Source organism: Janibacter sp. DB-40, from assembly GCF_029510815.1.
Lineage (GTDB): Bacteria > Actinomycetota > Actinomycetes > Actinomycetales > Dermatophilaceae > Janibacter.
Genome location: NZ_CP120360.1, coordinates 19,846 through 35,432, shown reverse-complemented (window position 1 = coordinate 35,432; position 15,587 = coordinate 19,846). Strand labels below are relative to the sequence as shown.

Genomic DNA, 15,587 nt, shown 5'->3' with positions numbered 1-15,587 from the left:
ACCGCCGAGCCCGTAGGGACAACCGGTGCACGGATTCGGCCCCCGCCCTCCGGCGGGGGCCGACTGCGTGCTCGCAGCGCTCCGGTCAGCCCTGCGCGACGACCCGGGCGACGCCCTCGACGTCACGCACGAGGGGGGACATGCCGTCACTGCGCGCGACCGCCCCGGAGTCGCCGGTCATCCCCAGCCAGTTGGCGAGGACCCGGTGGCCACCCTCCGTCAGGACCGACTCGGGGTGGAACTGGACCCCGTGCAGCGGCAGGCTCCGGTGCCGGGCGGCCATGATGACGCCGGACTCGGTGTGGCCGTTGGGGACGAGGTCCTCGGGGACCGTCGCCGGGTCGATCGTCAGTGAGTGGTAGCGCGTCGCGGTGAAGGGGGAGGAGAGACCGGCGAGCACGCCGTCCTCGTCGTGGAGGACGCGGCTGGTCTTGCCGTGGAGAAGCTCGGGGGCCCGCCCCACGCGCGCCCCGAGGACGACGCCGAGGGCCTGGTGCCCCAGGCAGACACCCAGCATCGGCTGGGCCCGCTCCGCGCACGCCTCGATCATCGCCATGGAGACGCCGGCGCCCTCCGGTGTGCCGGGCCCCGGCGAGACGAGGACCCCGTCGAAGTCCGCCGCGTCCCCGGGGGAGATGGCGTCGTTGCGCACCACCGTCGTCTCGGCACCGAGCTGCTGCAGGTACCCGACGATGGTGAAGACGAAGCTGTCGTAGTTGTCGACGACGAGGATCTGGCTCACCCGGCCAGTATGGACCTCACCGCTCGTCGGGCATGGCCCGGGCGTGCTCCAGACCGGTCTGGCCCGAGAAGGCGGGCAGCTCGCGCTGCTCGTCCACCGTCACCTCGTAGCCGAGACCGACGGCGTCGACGTACTGGCGATAGACGTCGACGGCGGGGTCCTCGTCGAGCGCCTCCTGCAGCCTCTCGGGGTCACCGACGGCGGTGATGGTGAAGGGTGGCGAGTAGACACGGCCCTGGAGGATCAGGGTGTTGCCGACGCAGCGCACCGCACTGGTGGAGATCACCCGCTGGTCCATGATCTGCATCGCCTCGGCACCACCGCGCCACAGCGCGTTGACGACGCCCTGGACGTCCTGCTGGTGGACGATCACGTCGTTGACGGTGAAGCCGGTGGGGATCTCGTCGGCATCGAGGTGGGCGTCGTCGAGGGTGACGCTCACTGCCTCGCCCGTGGCCGGGACCAGGCCCGCGTCGTCGGCCACGAGGGTGCTCCTGCGGTCGATCTCGCGCAGCCGCTCGCTCCCGGGCGCCGCCTCGCGCGTCAACCGCTCGATGTCCTCGCGCAGGACCTCGACCCGCTGCGCGGCCCGTTCGTTCTCACGGGTGCCCTCCTGGATGAGGCCCGGCAGGTCGGCGCTCTCCGCCCGCAGGTCGGTCCCGCGGGCGGTGGCGCTGGAGGTCGCGAAGAGCAGCCCGGCACCCAGCGCGATGACGGGGACGAGCGCGGACCACCCGGTGGGACGGTGGGTCAGCCACGCGCCGAGGCGCCCGACGCGGGGGCGAGGACCCCTGGGGGGCCCGTCGTCCGGGGTCGGGCCCGTCTCCTGCGCGCCAGAGGTCTCGTCATCGGCCACGGGTGTCCCACCCCCTTCGCTCGGTCGCACCGGTGGAGACCTCTACGCTAGGCCACGAACCTGACATCCTCGAAGGAGCACGCAGTGGCGAAGTCCGCCGATGACGCGAAGGACACCCCGGCGAAGAAGGCCTCGGCCACCGGGAAGGCGAAGGCCAGCCGGCTCTCGCGCTCCGGCGACCCGAGCAAGCGTGCCAAGGCGGACGCAGCCGTTGACGAGGCCGAGGCCAAGCAGCGGCACAAGGCCAAGGCGCAGCGGGTCGGCAACCCACCGTGGTTCGTGCCGGTGATGCTCTCGCTCATGATCATCGGTGGGTTGTGGGTCGTGACCTTCTACATCACCAAGCAGCAGTACCCCGTCCCCAGCTGGGGGATGTGGAACCTCGGCGTCGGCTTCGGTCTGGTGCTCGCCGGGTTCGCCATGACGACCAGGTGGAAGTAGCCGGTCTCCTCGCAACAACCCGAAGGCCCGCACGTGCGACGTGCGGGCCTTCGTCCGTGTTGTCCCCCGACCCCTGTGGACAACTCGTGTTGTCCACAGCCTTGTCCCCAGCTGGGGACAATTACACGTGTGTAACTCGCTCAGCCGAGAAGCATGGGTGCCCCCGGGGAGAGCGCGTACTTGGCCACCGCGAGGGCGAGCACCACGGCGAGGACACCGAGGATCCCCGCCCAGGCGATGACCGGGCTGCGCCGGGTGCGGGCCACGGTCAGGGCCAGCGCGACGATGGCACCGGCCACGAGACCGCCGAGGTGGGCCTCCCACGCGACGTTGGGGATGATGAAGCCGATGACGGCGTTGATGCCGACGATCGCGACCATGCTCGAGCTGTCGCGGCCGAGGTGCCGGTTGAGCACGATGACCGCGGCGAAGAGGCCGAAGACGGCCCCCGAGGCACCCACGAGCGGGGTGTTGGAGCCCGGCACGCCCCACGCGACCGGCTGGAAGAGCAGCCAGGCCACCGTCCCGGCGACGGCCGTCACGAGGTAGATCGCGAGGTAGCGCGCCCAGCCCATCATCTGCTCGAGGTAGCTGCCGACGATCCACAGGGCGAACATGTTGAAGCCGATGTGCATGATCTGGTTCGGGCTGTGGGCGAACGCCGAGGTGATGAACCGCCACGGCTCGATCGCGCCGAGCACCGGCGCGAAAGCGACCGCCTGGAACACCTGCGGGGAGATCTGCTCACCGATCCACACGAGCACGCAGATCGCGATGATCGTCATGGTCAGGTACGGCTTGTCGGCCCCGGCACGCCCGCCGAGGACGGTGACCGGGCGGCGTTCCCCCTTCGCCTGCTCCCGGAGGCAGTCCACGCACTGGACGCCCACCGCGGCGCTGCGCTGGCACTCCGGGCAGGCCGGCCGGCGGCAGCGCTGGCAGCGGATGTAGGAGACCCGGTCCGGGTGCCGGGGGCAGACCGGAACGTCGGAGCCACCGGCACCGTCACGCGGTCCGGTGGCTCCTCCCCAGCCCTGGGGCGGCTGGGTCACGGGATCAGTCCCGGATGATCTCGACGGAGTCGATGGTGACCGGCTCGGCCGGCTTGTCCATCGCACCGGTCGGGACGGCGGCGATCGCGTCGACCACCTCGCGGCTCGGGCCGTCGGAGACCTCGCCGAAGATCGTGTGCTTGCCGTTCAGCCACGGGGTCTCCCCGACGGTGACGAAGAACTGCGACCCGTTGGTGCCCTTGCCCATCCGCTTGCCGGCGTTGGCCATGGCGAGCAGGTACGGCTTGGAGAAGGTCAGGTCGGGGTGGATCTCGTCGTCGAAGGAGTAGCCGGGGCCACCGGTGCCCTGCCCCAGCGGGCACCCGCCCTGGATCATGAAGCCGGGGATGACCCGGTGGAAACCGAGACCGTCGTAGAACTTCGTGGGGTTGGAGCGGCCCGCGTCGTCGGTGTACTCCTTCTCACCGGTGGCGAGACCGGCGAAGTTGTCGACCGTCTTGGGGGCCTGGTTGGGGAACAGCTCGATGGAGATGTCGCCGTGGTTCGTGTGCAGGATCGCCTTCATGGGTAGTCATGGTAGTCAGCCCGTCCGACACGCGGACGCGGCGGGCCCCTGGACGGCTCTCGGTTTCGCTGACGGTGGATCCGGTGCAGGATGGGGGTAGTAGCCAATCGCGCAGGAGGAATGGTGTTCCAGACGAACAACAGGGTCGAGGACGGGCGCGTACGCGCCCATGAGACCGCCGAGACCGCTGCGGTCAAGGTCCACGAGATCATCGACAAGGTCGCAGAGCAGACCGAGCACGGCAGCGAGCGCGCCCACGAGCTGAGGGAAGCGGCCGCCGAGCAGGCGGCCGCCGCACGCGCGAACGCCACTGCCCGTGCCGAGGAGCTGCGCGCGGAGGCCGAGCAGGCCAAGAAGGACGCCAAGAAGAACGCGGGCAAGCGTCGCAAGGCCGCCGCGAAGGACCTGAAGAAGCGCAAGAAGAAGGCCGGCAAGGCCACGGAGCACGCAGGCGAGGACATCGCGGACGCCCGCGACCGGCTCGTCGGGACCGCGGGCAGCCTCGCGGCCGCCGGGCTCGCCGCAGGTCGCAAGGCCGCCGACGAGGCCGTCGTGCGTGGTCCCGAGGTCATGGCGGCGCTGCGCGACGAGCGCGACACCGGTGCCGCCCTCGACGCCGCCAAGGGCAAGAGCAGCAAGCCCGAGAAGAAGGGCCGCAAGCGCAAGCTGTTCCTGCTGGCCCTCATCGCCGGCGGCGTCGCTGCCGTCGCCGCCAGGACGAAGCTGGCCCCGAAGAAGGACCCGTGGGCCGTCCCGACCGGTGACCCCTACAAGGCGCCGACCACCGGCCGCGACTCGTCCGTCACGGGCGGCATCGCGGCCACCGGCGTGGCACCGGCGGCCGAGGCCGCCGACACCGCCCCGGTCGACCCGGCGCTCGACCCCGCTCTCGACCCGGGCCCGCAGGCCACCTCGGCCGAGGGCACCGACGCGTGGACCTCGGCCCAGGACTGGGCGGACAACGACTCGTCCGTCCCGTCCACCACGGACGCCACGGACCACGCCGACCTGGCGCCGGAGCACCTCGACGGCGACCTCCCGGTCGACCGCGACGACAAGCTCTGAGCGTCACCACCAGCACCACGCGAAGGCGGTGTCCTGAGGTGTGAGCGCCTCCCGGGCGCGAGCCTCGAAGGGGGCCGGTCCGCACCAGCGGGCCGGCCCCCTTCGCTGTGCCACGCTGGGCAGGTGGCCGCCGCCGACACCATCCGTGACCACGCCCTCTCCCTCCCGGGAGCGTGGCCGGACGAGCCGTGGGAGGGCGACCTCGTCGCGAAGGTCGGGCCCGCGGCGAAGGGCAGGATCTTCGCCTTCCTCGGCGCCCGGTCCGTCGGTGTCAAGGCCGGCGCCACCCGGGAGGAGGCCGACGAGTGGCTCGCCCGCTACCCGCACGATGCCGCGGTCATGGCCTACATCGGCCGCAGCGGTTGGAACACGCTGACCATCGGCGGAGCCATCCCGCTCGACGAGCTGCTCGAGGCGGTCGAGGACTCCTACGAGACGGTCGTGGCCAAGCTGCCCAGGAAGCACCGGCCCGTGCCGTGAGGGCACCGTCCGGTGGCCTGAGGGCCGCCGTCCACCTGCGTCTCGTCAGGCCAGGAAGGCCTCGACGAGCTGGGTGAAGTCCTTGGTGTGCTCGATCTGCACCCAGTGACCGCACTGGCCGAAGACGTGCAACTGGGACTGCTCGATGAGCTCGTGGAGGCGCATGGAGTTGCTCAGCGGGATGACCTCGTCGTCGCGGCCGTGGATGATCAGCGTCGGCTGCGTGATGGCGCGGATGTCCTGGTCGGGGATCGTCATCGCCTCGACCGAGTTCTGCCGCGGCGCCGGGAACATCGAGCTGTAGGCCTCGTGCACGCCCGGGCGGGTGGCGGCCTCGAGCCGGAGCCGGGCCAGGTCCTCGGTCAGGAGCGAGCGGTCGTAGGCGAAGACGTCCATGAGGTCGACCATGTTCTCCAGGGAGGGCTCGAAGCCCCACACCTTGTCCAGGCCCTCGGTGATCTCGAAGGGCACGCCCACCGCGCCCATGAGGACGAGCCTGCTCACCCGCTCCGGGTGGTGTGCCGCGACGTTGAGCGCGAGTGCGCCGCCGAAGCTGTTGCCCACGACCGCGGCCTTCTCGATGCCCAGGGCGTCCATGAGGCCGACGAGGTGCTCGGTCCACGTCGCCATGTCGTAGGTGACGCCCTCCGGACGCTCGGTGTAGCCGAAGCCGAGGACGTCCGGCGCGATGACGCGATGGGTGCGCGACAGCTCGGGCAGGACCACGCGCCAGTTCGCGTAGGCGCTCACGCCGGGGCCGGAGCCGTGGATCAGCAGGACGGGGTCGCCCTCGCCCACGTCGTGGTAGTTCGTCGCGATGCCGTTGACGTCGATCGTCTCGGCGACCTCGGGGTTGGTGGTGGTCTCGACAGTGCTCATGGGGGCCTCCTGGCTCGTGTCTTTCTCGCCAACGTAGGCCGACCGCCGCGCGGGGTGGGCACCCGGTGCGCAGGGCGGAACGCGGGGCAGGGACGACGAAGGCGGTGCCCTGAGGTGTGAGCACCTCCGGGCACCGCCTTCGTCCTACTCGGTGGAGGCGATCGGACTCGAACCGACAACCCCCTGCTTGCAAAGCAGGTGCGCTACCAATTGCGCCACGCCCCCGAGGGCTGGTGGATCAGGTCGGGCGCTCCGTCGCGGCCGCCCATGCTCCACCGCTCGCCGCGGCGGGAGTCCTCATCCGGGACGTCGCGGCGTGCAGATCCTTCTCGGACCGCTGCTGCTCGACCTTGCGCCGGGCGTACACCGCCCCGGCTGCGGCAGCGGCGGCGAGGGCGAGAACCTTCTTCATGATCTCTCCTTCGCCGCCCGTGGTGGGCCTACCTGGACTTGAACCAGGGACCTCTTCCTTATCAGGGAAGCGCTCTAACCGAGCTGAGCTATAGGCCCGCGTGCACCGTGGTGCGACGCCCGACAGTACCTCACTCCGGACGCCGATTCCAAAACGGCGTCCCGAGCCGGTCAGTCGTCGGTCAGGGTCAGGTGGATGCCGCCGACGAGGCTCGCCACGATGTTGTAGAGGAAGGCCCCGAGCGTCACGATCGCCGTCATGAGCACGACGTCGATGACGGCGACGATGATCGACAGCGACAGGACCCGGCCGAAGCCGACGAAGTCCATGATGTCGAACTCCGTGCCCGAGCCCTCGCCGAGGATCTGCCCGGCGAGCTCGTTGACCGTGTCGAAGACGCCCATGGCACCCATGAGCATCCACAGGACCGCCGTCATCACCACGAAGGCGATGCCCATGGCCACGGAGACCAGGAAGCCGACCTTCATGACCGAGAAGGGGTCGACCCGGGAGACCATGAGCCGCACCCGTCGACCGCCCCGGGGCGCGGGCCGGGAGGCGGCGGGGCCACCCTGGGGTCGGTTCGCAGAGCCGGGCGACGTCCGCATCGTCGTGGTGTCTCCTGGTGAAGTCACTCGTCGTCACCTCCGGGGGCGTCCCCCTGCTGGCCGGTATCCGCCGAGTCGCTCTCGACGGACTTCGCGTCAGGGTCCGACGCTACCTCCCCGTCCTCGATCTCCGTGTCTTCGCCACGGTCGACATTCCGGGCGACCGCGACGATCGCGTCGCCCTTGCGGGGCTTGGCGAAGTTCACGCCCTGCGTGTTGCGGCTGGTGCGGTTGATCTCGGTGACGGCGGAGCGGACGATGTTGCCCTTCTCCATCACGACCATGACCTCGTCGAGCTCGTCGACGACGAGGGCACCGACGAGCTGGCCGCCCTTGCCGGAGTTGGCAGCCGTCACGCCCTGGATGCCACGATTCTTGACAGTCCACTCGGAGGCCGCGGTGCGCTTGGCGACGCCGTTCTCGAAGACGACGAAGACGTCCGGGTCGCTGCCGTCGGGGATGACGTTGAGGGCGAGCAACGAGTCATCGCCGATGAACTGCATTCCCTTCACACCGCTCGTCGAGCGGCCCATGGGCCGGAGCGCCTCGTCCGTGGCGTTGAAGCGTGCCGACTTGGCATTGCGCGAGACGAGCAGCAGGTCGTCCTCCGCGTGGACCAGACCGGCGCCGATGAGCTCGTCGCCCTCGCGCAGCTTGATCGCGATCAGCCCGCCGGTGCGGGGCGAGTCGTACTCGCTCAGCCGGGTCTTCTTCACCAGGCCGTTCTTGGTCGCGAGCACGAGGTACGGCGCGACCTCGTAGTCCTTGATCGCGTAGACGGCCGCGATCTGCTCCTCCGGCTGGAAGGCGAGCAGGTTGGCCACGTGCTGGCCCCTGCCCTCACGCGCCGCCTCGGGGAGCTCGTAGGCCTTGATCCGGTAGACCCGGCCCATGTTGGTGAAGAAGAGCAGCCAGTGGTGGGAGGTCGTGGTGAAGAAGTTGCGCACGACGTCCTCGCCCCGCAGGGTGGCGCCGCGCACCCCCTTCCCGCCGCGCTTCTGGGCCCGGTACTCGTCCACCCGCGTGCGCTTGGCGTAGCCGCCGCGGGTGATCGTGACGACGACGTCCTCCTCGGGGATGAGGTCCTCCATGGCGACGTCACCGTCGTAGGGAAGGATCCGGCTGCGACGGTCGTCGCCGTAGCGGTCGACGATCTCGGTCAGCTCGTCCCGCACGATCTGGCGCTGCCGCTCGGGCTTGGCGAGGATGTCCTTGTAGTCGATGATCCGGGCTTCGATCTCGTCGTGCTCGTCGATGATCTTCTGCCGCTCCAGCGCGGCCAGTCGGCGCAGCTGGAGGTCGAGGATCGCCCGGGCCTGCACCTCGTCGATGTCGAGGAGCTGGATCAGGCCCTCGCGGGCCTCCTCGACCGTCGGCGAGCGGCGGATCAGCGCGATGACCTCGTCGAGCATGTCGAGGGCCTTGAGGTAGCCGCGCAGGATGTGGATCGCGGCCTCGTCCTTGCGCAGCCGGTACTCGGTGCGTCGGACGATGACGTCGATCTGGTGCTCGACCCAGTGCCGGATGAAGGCGGAGACCGGCAGGGTGCGCGGCACGCCGTCGACCAGGGCCAGCATGTTGGCACCGAAGGTGGTCTGCAGCTGGGTGTGCTTGTAGAGGTTGTTGAGCACGACCTTGGCCACGGCGTCGCGCTTGAGCACGATGACCAGGCGCTGGCCGGTGCGACCGGAGGTCTCGTCGCGGATGTCGGCGATGCCGGAGAGGCGGCCCTCCTTGGTCATCTCCGCGATCTTCTGCGCGAGCGTGTCCGGGTTGACCTGGTAGGGCAGCTCGGTGACCACGAGGCAGGTGCGGCCCTGGATCTCCTCGACCTCGACGACCGCGCGCATGATGATCGAGCCGCGGCCGGTGCGGTAGGCGTCCTCGATGCCGCGCGTGCCCATGATCAGCGCGCCGCTGGGGAAGTCCGGTCCCTTGATGATCCCCGTGATCGCCTCGAGGGCCTCCTCGCGGGTGCTCTCGTGGTGGTCGAGCATCCAGTGGGCGGCCTCGGCGACCTCACGCAGGTTGTGCGGCGGGATCTGGGTGGCCATGCCGACGGCGATACCGGCGGAGCCGTTGGCCAGCAGGTTGGGGAAGCGGGCCGGCAGCACGTCCGGCTGCATCGTCTTGCCGTCGTAGTTGGGGACGAAGTCGACCGTCTCCTGGTCGATGTCGCGCACCAGCTCCAGCGACAGCGGCGCCATCTTGCACTCGGTGTACCGGGGGGCGGCGGCCCCGTCGTTGCCGGCGGAGCCGAAGTTGCCCTGCCCGTCGATGAGGGGGTAGCGCATCGACCACGGCTGCACGAGGCGGACCATCGCGTCGTAGATGGCGGTGTCGCCGTGCGGGTGGTACTGGCCCATGACGTCACCGACGACGCGCGAGCACTTGTTGTAGCCGCGGTCGGGGCGGTAGCCGCCGTCGTACATGGCGTAGACGATCCGGCGGTGCACGGGCTTGAGGCCGTCGCGCACGTCCGGCAGCGCACGGGAGACGATGACGCTCATCGCGTACTCGATGTAGCTGCGCTGCATCTCCGCGTTGAGGTCGATCGGTTCGGTGCGGTCGTGCCGCTCGTCGGTGGTGGGGATGTCGGTCATGTGGTCAGGTCACCTCGGGGTCGTTGCCGAAGGGGGGCGAAGGCTGGGTGGTGGCGCGCGGGCGGATCAGATGTCGAGGAAGCGCACGTCGCGGGCGTTCTTCTGGATGAAGCTGCGCCGGGACTCCACGTCCTCGCCCATGAGGACGGAGAAGATCTCGTCGGCCGCGGCCGCGTCGTCGAGGGTGACCTGCAGGAGCACCCGGGACTCGGGGTCCATCGTGGTCTCCCACAGCTCCTGGTAGTTCATCTCGCCGAGGCCCTTGTAGCGCTGGACGGAGTTCTCCTTGGGCAGGCGCCACCCCTTCGCCTGGCCCTCGGCGATCATCGCGTCGCGCTCGCGGTCGGTGAAGGCGAAGCCGTGGTCGTGGTTGGACCACTTGAGGCGGTACAGCGGCGGCTGGGCGAGGTAGACGTAGCCGGCCTCGATCATCGGCTTCATGAAGCGGAAGAGCAGCGTCAGCAGCAGGGTGCGGATGTGCATGCCGTCGACGTCGGCATCGGCCATGAGCACGATCTTGTGGTAGCGCGCCTTGGTGATGTCGAAGTCCTCGCCGATGCCCGTCCCGAAGGCCGAGATCAGCGCCTGGACCTCCTGGTTGGCGAGGATCTTGTCGATCCGGGCCTTCTCGACGTTGAGGATCTTGCCGCGGATCGGCAGGATCGCTTGGTTCTCCGGGTTGCGACCGGCCTTGGCCGAGCCGCCGGCGGAGTCACCCTCGACGATGAAGACCTCGGAGACCGTCGGGTCCTTGGTCTGGCAGTCGGAGAGCTTGCCCGGCAGGCCGCCGGACTCGAGCAGCCCCTTGCGGCGGGTCGCCTCGCGGGCCTTGCGGGCGGCCATCCGCGCGGCGGAGGCCTGGATCGCCTTGCGGACGATGTCCTTGCCCTCGTTGGGGTGGGTCTCGAGCCAGTGGCCGAACTCGTCGGTCATCGCCCGTTGGACGAAGCCCTTGACCTCGGAGTTGCCGAGCTTGGTCTTGGTCTGCCCCTCGAACTGCGGCTCGCCGAGCTTGACCGAGATGACCGCGGTCAGCCCCTCGCGGATGTCGTCACCGGTGAGGTTGTCGTCCTTGTCCTTGAGCATGTTCTGCCGCCGGGCGAAGTCGTTGACCATCTTGGTCAGGGCGGAGCGGAAGCCCTCCTCGTGGGTACCGCCCTCGTGGGTGTTGATCGCGTTGGCGTAGGTGTGGACCGACTCGCTGTACGCGGTCGTCCACTGCATGGCGATCTCGAGGGAGAGCTCACGCTCGCTGTCCTCGTTCTCCATCGCGATCACCTCGTTGGTGATCGGCTCGGACTTCTTCGAGCCGACGAGGTGGTTGACGTAGTCGACGAGGCCGTTGTCGTAGCGGTAGGAGACCTTGCGGGCCTTCTTCGGCGCCGCCGTGGCCTCCTCCGAGTCGACGACCTCGGTGATGTCGTCGTCGACGCGGTCGAGGTCCTCGGCCTGCTCCTCCTCCGTGGGCTCCTCGATGCGCTCGTCGACGAGGTTGATCGTCAGACCCTTGTTGAGGAAGGCCATCTGCTGGAAGCGGGCGCGGATCGTCTCGAAGTCGTGGTCGACGGACTCGAAGATCTGGTCGTTGGGCCAGTAGGTGATCGTCGTGCCGGAGGCGTCGGTCTCCTCCTCCTGGCGAAGGGGGCCGGTCGGCACCCCGTGCTCGAAGGACATCCGGTGGGCGTGGCCCTTCTGGCGCACGGCCACGTCCATGCGGGTGGAGAGGGCGTTGACGACGGAGGAGCCGACGCCGTGCAGTCCACCGGAGACCTTGTACCCGCCACCACCGAACTTGCCGCCCGCGTGCAGCTGGGTCAGGACGAGCTCGACCGCGGAGACGCCCTCGGCCTCGTGGATGTCGGTGGGGATCCCGCGACCGTTGTCCTTGACCCGGATCGCGCCGTCCTCCATGAGGGTGACGTCGATGGTGTCGGCGTGGCCGGCCATCGCCTCGTCCACGGCGTTGTCGACGATCTCCCACACGAGGTGGTGCAGACCGCGCTCACCGGTGGATCCGATGTACATGCCGGGCCGCTTGCGCACGGCCTCCAGCCCCTCGAGCACCGTGATGGCACTCGCGTCGTACTCGGGTCCACCGGGGTCGGGTGTCGTCGGCTGGATCTCGGACGGCGACTGCTCGTCTGCCACGGTGCTCCTCGAGTGCGTGCACGGATCGCCGCGGGCTGACCCCACTGGGGCGGCGCCGCGGCCTCAACCCCCCGATCCTACCTCCCCGAGGCCCCCGGGGACGCATCTGAGGGGCCCGTGGCGGCCGTTCTGACCGCAGAACCCGTGGGTTGGCGACTCCCGGTACGCGAGCCGCACCGTCAGGCGCTCTGAGCGGCGCTCCTGACAGCGCCGCAGCGACCAGCGACCTCAGGCACACGACCCGGTCGGCAGATCCCCCCGGTGCTGCTCGATCACCGCGGCCACCGCGTCCATGATCGCCGTGCCCCGGGCATGGCTATCGGTGCGCACCTGCAGCGCCGCAGCGGTTCCCCCCTTCGCCCCGGGGACGATGCCGAGCTGCCGGACGACGTAACCCTCGGGGGTCGGGCCCCAACCGCCCTTGAGACGGGCACCGTCGATCCCGCCGAGGCCCCATCTGTGCCCACCGATGACCCGGCCCATCGCCTCGGTGACCGGGGACGCCCCGCGCAGGCAGGGGAGTGCGGCGGTGAACGAGGCCTGGTCGGCCAGGCGCCACGTCGACTGGCCGAAGGCGGAGTAGCCGGGGACGGTCACCTCGGGCGGGACCTCGGTGCGGGTGTCCCCGCCCCGCCGCAGCTCGCTCTCGACGGCGTCGGAGGCGCTCGCACCGGACCCCAGGCTCTCCCACAGGCGCTGGGCGGCCGCGTTGTCCGAGGCCGTCAGCGCCGCCGTGGTGTCCGCCGGGGCCGCGTGGCCGGAGCGCAGCACCGCCAGGGCGAGCGGGACCTTGATCGTCGACCAGGCGACGAGCGGCGTGGCCTCGCCGACGACCTCGGTCCGCCCGGGGGAGCCCACCGGGGCGAGCGCGACCGAGACCTCGGCCCCGTCGTGGGTACGCATGACCTCCTCGAGATCGACGACGAGCGCGCGCTCCAGCTCGGCCGACTCGGTCGGCGGCGTCGAGGAGGTCGTCGGCGACGGCGTCGTCGACGAGGACGGGGCGCTCGTCGAGGCCGTCGACGTCGGACCGCTTCCACCCGGGGTCGAGCAGGCAGCCACCGCCAGGCCCACGGTGAGGGTCCCGGCGAGGTGGCGCAGCACGGTCAGTACAGGACGACCACGGCGTTGTTGCCGCCGGTGCAGCGCGTGACCGCCTCACCCGAGCAGCTCATGGTGTACGCCTTGTTGGTCACCGGGGAGGTCACGCGCAGGGTGGCGGACCCGTTCGAGCCGCCCGCGACGTAGGCGTCGCGCACCGCGACGGCGAACTCGCAGGAGGTCACGTCCGTACCGGTGCCGGCGGCCACGCCCCCGGAGGGGCCTGCGCACTCGGAGACACCGCTCGGGGGCTCGCCCGTGCGCGCGGCCGTGGTCGAGCTCGACGAGCTGCTCGAGGACGTGCTCGACGATGACGAGGAGGGGGAGGAGGAGCTGGAGGAGCTGGTCGAGCTGTCGTCCGAGGACTCGCTCGCGCCGCCCTCCGTGGGCGAGCTGGTCGTGGTCACCGTCTGCTGGGCGACCGGCTGCTGGTCGTCGTCACCGAGGACCATGACGACGCCACCGACGACCAGGCCGCCCAGGAGGACGCCACCCACGAGCATGGCCAGGAGGCCGAGGAGGGAGACCCCCTTGCGTGGGGGCCGCTGGTCCGCCTGCGCTGGTGCCGAGGTGGTGTCCCAGGTCGAGGCCGACGCCGCGGTGCTCGGCTCGGGCTCGGAGGCCCACCAGCTCTCCGGGACGGCGCCCGTCGCGATGGTCGGCTCGTACGAGGGCTCGGCCGCGGGGCTCGGCTGGGTCGGCGTGTCCTCGCTACCGCCGACGCCCATGCGGGTGGTGTCGTCGGGGCCGCTCGTCGGGGGCCGCTCCGCCGCCGGACCCATGCGTCCGGACGGGCTCGGGTCGCCGAAGAAGTCGTTGAAGGCGTCGCCGCCCCGACCGTCCCTCGGTCCACTCATGGGAACTCCTCGTAGGCACTCGCGCTCTCGGAAGCAAGAGCAGCACCTCACGATGCCATAACGACCCGGGGGGTCGGCCAATCGCCGTTTCGGTGGGTGGACCGTCACATGCTTCTCGGGGCCGGTGACAACGGTGGTCAGGCCCCGGGCACCGTCCGGTCGATCTGCATGACGATCGCCTTGGGCTCGGTGAAGAACTCGCGGCTGAAGTCGCCACCCTCGCGGCCGACACCGGAGTCGCCGACGCCACCGAAGGGCGTGCGCAGGTCGCGGATGAAGAAGCAGTTGACCCAGACCGTGCCGGCGCGCAGGTTCGAGGAGACCCTGTGGGCACGGGAGAGGTTCTCCGTGAAGAGCATGGCGTTGAGCCCGTACCGGGTGTCGTTGGCCAGGTGCACGGCCTCCGCCTCGGTGTCGAAGCGGTTGACGACCACGACCGGGCCGAAGATCTCCTCGCAGTACTGCTTGGAGTCCAGCGGCAGATCGGTGAGGATCGTCGGCCTGACCAGCCAACGGCCGTCCTCGTCCACGCCACCGGTGACCATCGTCCCGCCCTGCGCCTCGACGTCCTCCAGGTAGGAGGAGACCTTGTCGAAGTGCTTCTTGCTCGCGAGCGAGGAGAACCTGGTCTCGGGGTCGAAGGGGTCGCCGATCGGCAGGGCCTCGGCGGCGGCGACGAAGCGCTTCATGAACTCGTCGTAGACGCCGGACTGGACGAACAGGCGCGAGCCGGCCAGGCAGATCTGCCCGGAGTTGCGGAAGATCGCCTCCACGGCCCAGTACACGGCGTTGTCGATGTCCGCGTCGTCGAAGACGAGGTTGGCGCCCTTGCCGCCGAGCTCGAGGGAGACCGGTGCCAGGTGCGTCGCCGCGGAGGCCATGACCGTCTTGCCGGTCGTGGAGGACCCGGTGAAGGTCACCCGGTCGACGCGGTCGTCCTCGGTGAGGGAGGAGCCCGCTGGCGCACCGTGGCCGTTGAGCACGTTGAGCACGCCGGGCGGGAAGCCGGCCTCGACGGCCAGGCGGCCGAGCAGCGTCACCGAGGCGGGGGTGTCCTCGCTCGGCTTGATGATGCAGGTGTTGCCCCAGGCGATCGCCGGAGCGATCTTCCACGAGGCCATCATCAGCGGGAAGTTCCACGGGGAGATGGCGGCGACGACGCCGACGGGGCCGAACTCGCTGTAGGTGTGGTGGCCCGAGGGCATCGGGTAGACCTCACCGGTGTGGTCGCGCTGGTGGTCGGCGAAGAAACGGAAGTTCCACACCGAGCGACCGACGTCGTGCTTGGCCTGGGCGAACGGCTTGCCCATGTTGGTCGCGTCGAGGGTGGCCAGCTCGTCGGCCCGCTCCTCCATGAGGTCGGCGAGCTTGTGGATCGCCGCAGCCCGCTCGGGGCGGGTCATCCGCGGCCACGGGCCCTCGTCGAAGGCACGGCGGGCGCTGGCGATCGCGCGGTCGGCGTCCTCGGCGGACCCCTCCGCGGCCTGGGCGAAGACCTCACGCGTCCAGGGGTTCCACACGTCGAAGCGCTCGCCGTTGAGCGACTCGACCTCGTCGTTGTCGATGATGTGGCCGAAGAACTGGGTGCTCACGACTGGTCTTCCTTCTCGTTGTCGGCCGTCCGGCCCGCGTGCCGCTCGGCGATGGTGGTGTCACCGGCAGCGAAGTGCTCGGTGGGGATCTCGTTGACGAGGACACGCACGTTGTCCTTGGGTGCCACGCCCGTGTCGACCATCGCCCGGGTCAGGGCGGAGATCATCGAGCGGATGGTTTCCGGCGAGCGGCCCTCGGTCAGGGTGACCTGGACGATCGGCACG

Annotated in this window: 16 protein-coding genes and 2 tRNA genes; 3 read left to right on the top strand and 15 right to left on the bottom strand. The window is 70.2% G+C overall.

What is annotated here, in order from left to right:
• Window positions 1-85: 85 nt before the first annotated feature.
• Complete coding sequence (locus tag PVE36_RS00195; RefSeq protein ID WP_277453801.1) at window positions 86-742, bottom strand: aminodeoxychorismate/anthranilate synthase component II; 657 nt, start codon at window positions 740-742, stop codon at window positions 86-88.
• A 16-nt stretch (window positions 743-758) separates the two neighbouring features.
• On the bottom strand, window positions 759-1,598 hold the full coding sequence (locus PVE36_RS00190; protein WP_277453799.1) for a DUF881 domain-containing protein: 840 nt from the start codon (window positions 1,596-1,598) through the stop codon (window positions 759-761).
• Window positions 1,599-1,682: 84 nt separating this feature from the next.
• Between PVE36_RS00190 and PVE36_RS00185 the strand changes: the two genes are divergently transcribed.
• Window positions 1,683-2,039, top strand: coding sequence for a cell division protein CrgA (locus tag PVE36_RS00185; RefSeq protein ID WP_277453798.1), 357 nt, complete (start codon window positions 1,683-1,685; stop codon window positions 2,037-2,039).
• A gap of 140 nt (window positions 2,040-2,179) precedes the next feature.
• On the opposite strand, the gene PVE36_RS00180 is transcribed toward PVE36_RS00185, so the two are convergent.
• Both PVE36_RS00180 and PVE36_RS00175 read right to left on the bottom strand, forming a co-directional pair.
• On the bottom strand, window positions 2,180-3,091 hold the full coding sequence (locus PVE36_RS00180) for a rhomboid family intramembrane serine protease (protein WP_277453796.1): 912 nt from the start codon (window positions 3,089-3,091) through the stop codon (window positions 2,180-2,182).
• A 4-nt stretch (window positions 3,092-3,095) separates the two neighbouring features.
• Complete coding sequence (locus PVE36_RS00175; RefSeq protein ID WP_277453794.1) at window positions 3,096-3,617, bottom strand: peptidylprolyl isomerase; 522 nt, start codon at window positions 3,615-3,617, stop codon at window positions 3,096-3,098.
• 120 nt (window positions 3,618-3,737) lie between these two features.
• Here PVE36_RS00175 and PVE36_RS00170 point away from each other — a divergent pair, with 120 nt between their 5' ends.
• Both PVE36_RS00170 and PVE36_RS00165 read left to right on the top strand, forming a co-directional pair.
• Window positions 3,738-4,682 carry a hypothetical protein gene (locus PVE36_RS00170; RefSeq protein ID WP_277453793.1) on the top strand — a complete coding sequence of 315 codons (945 nt, stop codon included), beginning with the start codon at window positions 3,738-3,740 and terminating at the stop codon, window positions 4,680-4,682.
• Window positions 4,683-4,805: 123 nt separating this feature from the next.
• Window positions 4,806-5,162 carry an MmcQ/YjbR family DNA-binding protein gene (locus PVE36_RS00165; RefSeq protein WP_277453792.1) on the top strand — a complete coding sequence of 119 codons (357 nt, stop codon included), beginning with the start codon at window positions 4,806-4,808 and terminating at the stop codon, window positions 5,160-5,162.
• Between the two features lie 45 nt (window positions 5,163-5,207).
• Here the strand turns inward: PVE36_RS00165 and PVE36_RS00160 are convergent, their stop codons facing one another.
• From PVE36_RS00160 to PVE36_RS00110, 11 genes are all read right to left on the bottom strand, one after another.
• Window positions 5,208-6,041 carry an alpha/beta hydrolase gene (locus PVE36_RS00160; protein WP_277453791.1) on the bottom strand — a complete coding sequence of 278 codons (834 nt, stop codon included), beginning with the start codon at window positions 6,039-6,041 and terminating at the stop codon, window positions 5,208-5,210.
• A gap of 152 nt (window positions 6,042-6,193) precedes the next feature.
• Window positions 6,194-6,266, bottom strand: a tRNA-Ala gene (locus tag PVE36_RS00155).
• 13 nt (window positions 6,267-6,279) lie between these two features.
• Window positions 6,280-6,453, bottom strand: a complete 174-nt coding sequence (locus tag PVE36_RS00150; protein WP_277453790.1) for a DLW-39 family protein — start codon at window positions 6,451-6,453, stop codon at window positions 6,280-6,282.
• 20 nt (window positions 6,454-6,473) lie between these two features.
• Window positions 6,474-6,551: transfer RNA gene (locus PVE36_RS00145), tRNA-Ile, on the bottom strand.
• Between the two features lie 72 nt (window positions 6,552-6,623).
• Entirely contained in the window at window positions 6,624-6,980 is a 357-nt protein-coding gene (locus PVE36_RS00140) for a DUF3566 domain-containing protein (RefSeq protein WP_277455879.1), read from the bottom strand.
• Window positions 6,981-7,084: 104 nt separating this feature from the next.
• Window positions 7,085-9,664, bottom strand: a complete 2,580-nt coding sequence (gene gyrA, locus PVE36_RS00135; RefSeq protein ID WP_277453789.1) for a DNA gyrase subunit A — start codon at window positions 9,662-9,664, stop codon at window positions 7,085-7,087.
• Between the two features lie 66 nt (window positions 9,665-9,730).
• The gene (gene gyrB, locus PVE36_RS00130) at window positions 9,731-11,812 is read right to left on the bottom strand and encodes a DNA topoisomerase (ATP-hydrolyzing) subunit B (protein ID WP_277453788.1); all 2,082 of its coding nucleotides are present in this window, start codon (window positions 11,810-11,812) and stop codon (window positions 9,731-9,733) included.
• 228 nt (window positions 11,813-12,040) lie between these two features.
• On the bottom strand, window positions 12,041-12,916 hold the full coding sequence (locus PVE36_RS00125) for a hypothetical protein (protein WP_277453787.1): 876 nt from the start codon (window positions 12,914-12,916) through the stop codon (window positions 12,041-12,043).
• Between the two features lie 2 nt (window positions 12,917-12,918).
• Window positions 12,919-13,770, bottom strand: coding sequence for a hypothetical protein (locus PVE36_RS00120; RefSeq protein ID WP_277453785.1), 852 nt, complete (start codon window positions 13,768-13,770; stop codon window positions 12,919-12,921).
• Window positions 13,771-13,907: 137 nt separating this feature from the next.
• The gene (locus tag PVE36_RS00115; protein WP_277453782.1) at window positions 13,908-15,362 is read right to left on the bottom strand and encodes an aldehyde dehydrogenase; all 1,455 of its coding nucleotides are present in this window, start codon (window positions 15,360-15,362) and stop codon (window positions 13,908-13,910) included.
• On the bottom strand, window positions 15,359-15,586 hold the full coding sequence (locus PVE36_RS00110; RefSeq protein ID WP_277453781.1) for a tautomerase family protein: 228 nt from the start codon (window positions 15,584-15,586) through the stop codon (window positions 15,359-15,361). Before PVE36_RS00110 ends, PVE36_RS00115 begins: the two co-directional genes overlap by 4 nt.
• Window position 15,587 lies beyond the last annotated feature (1 nt).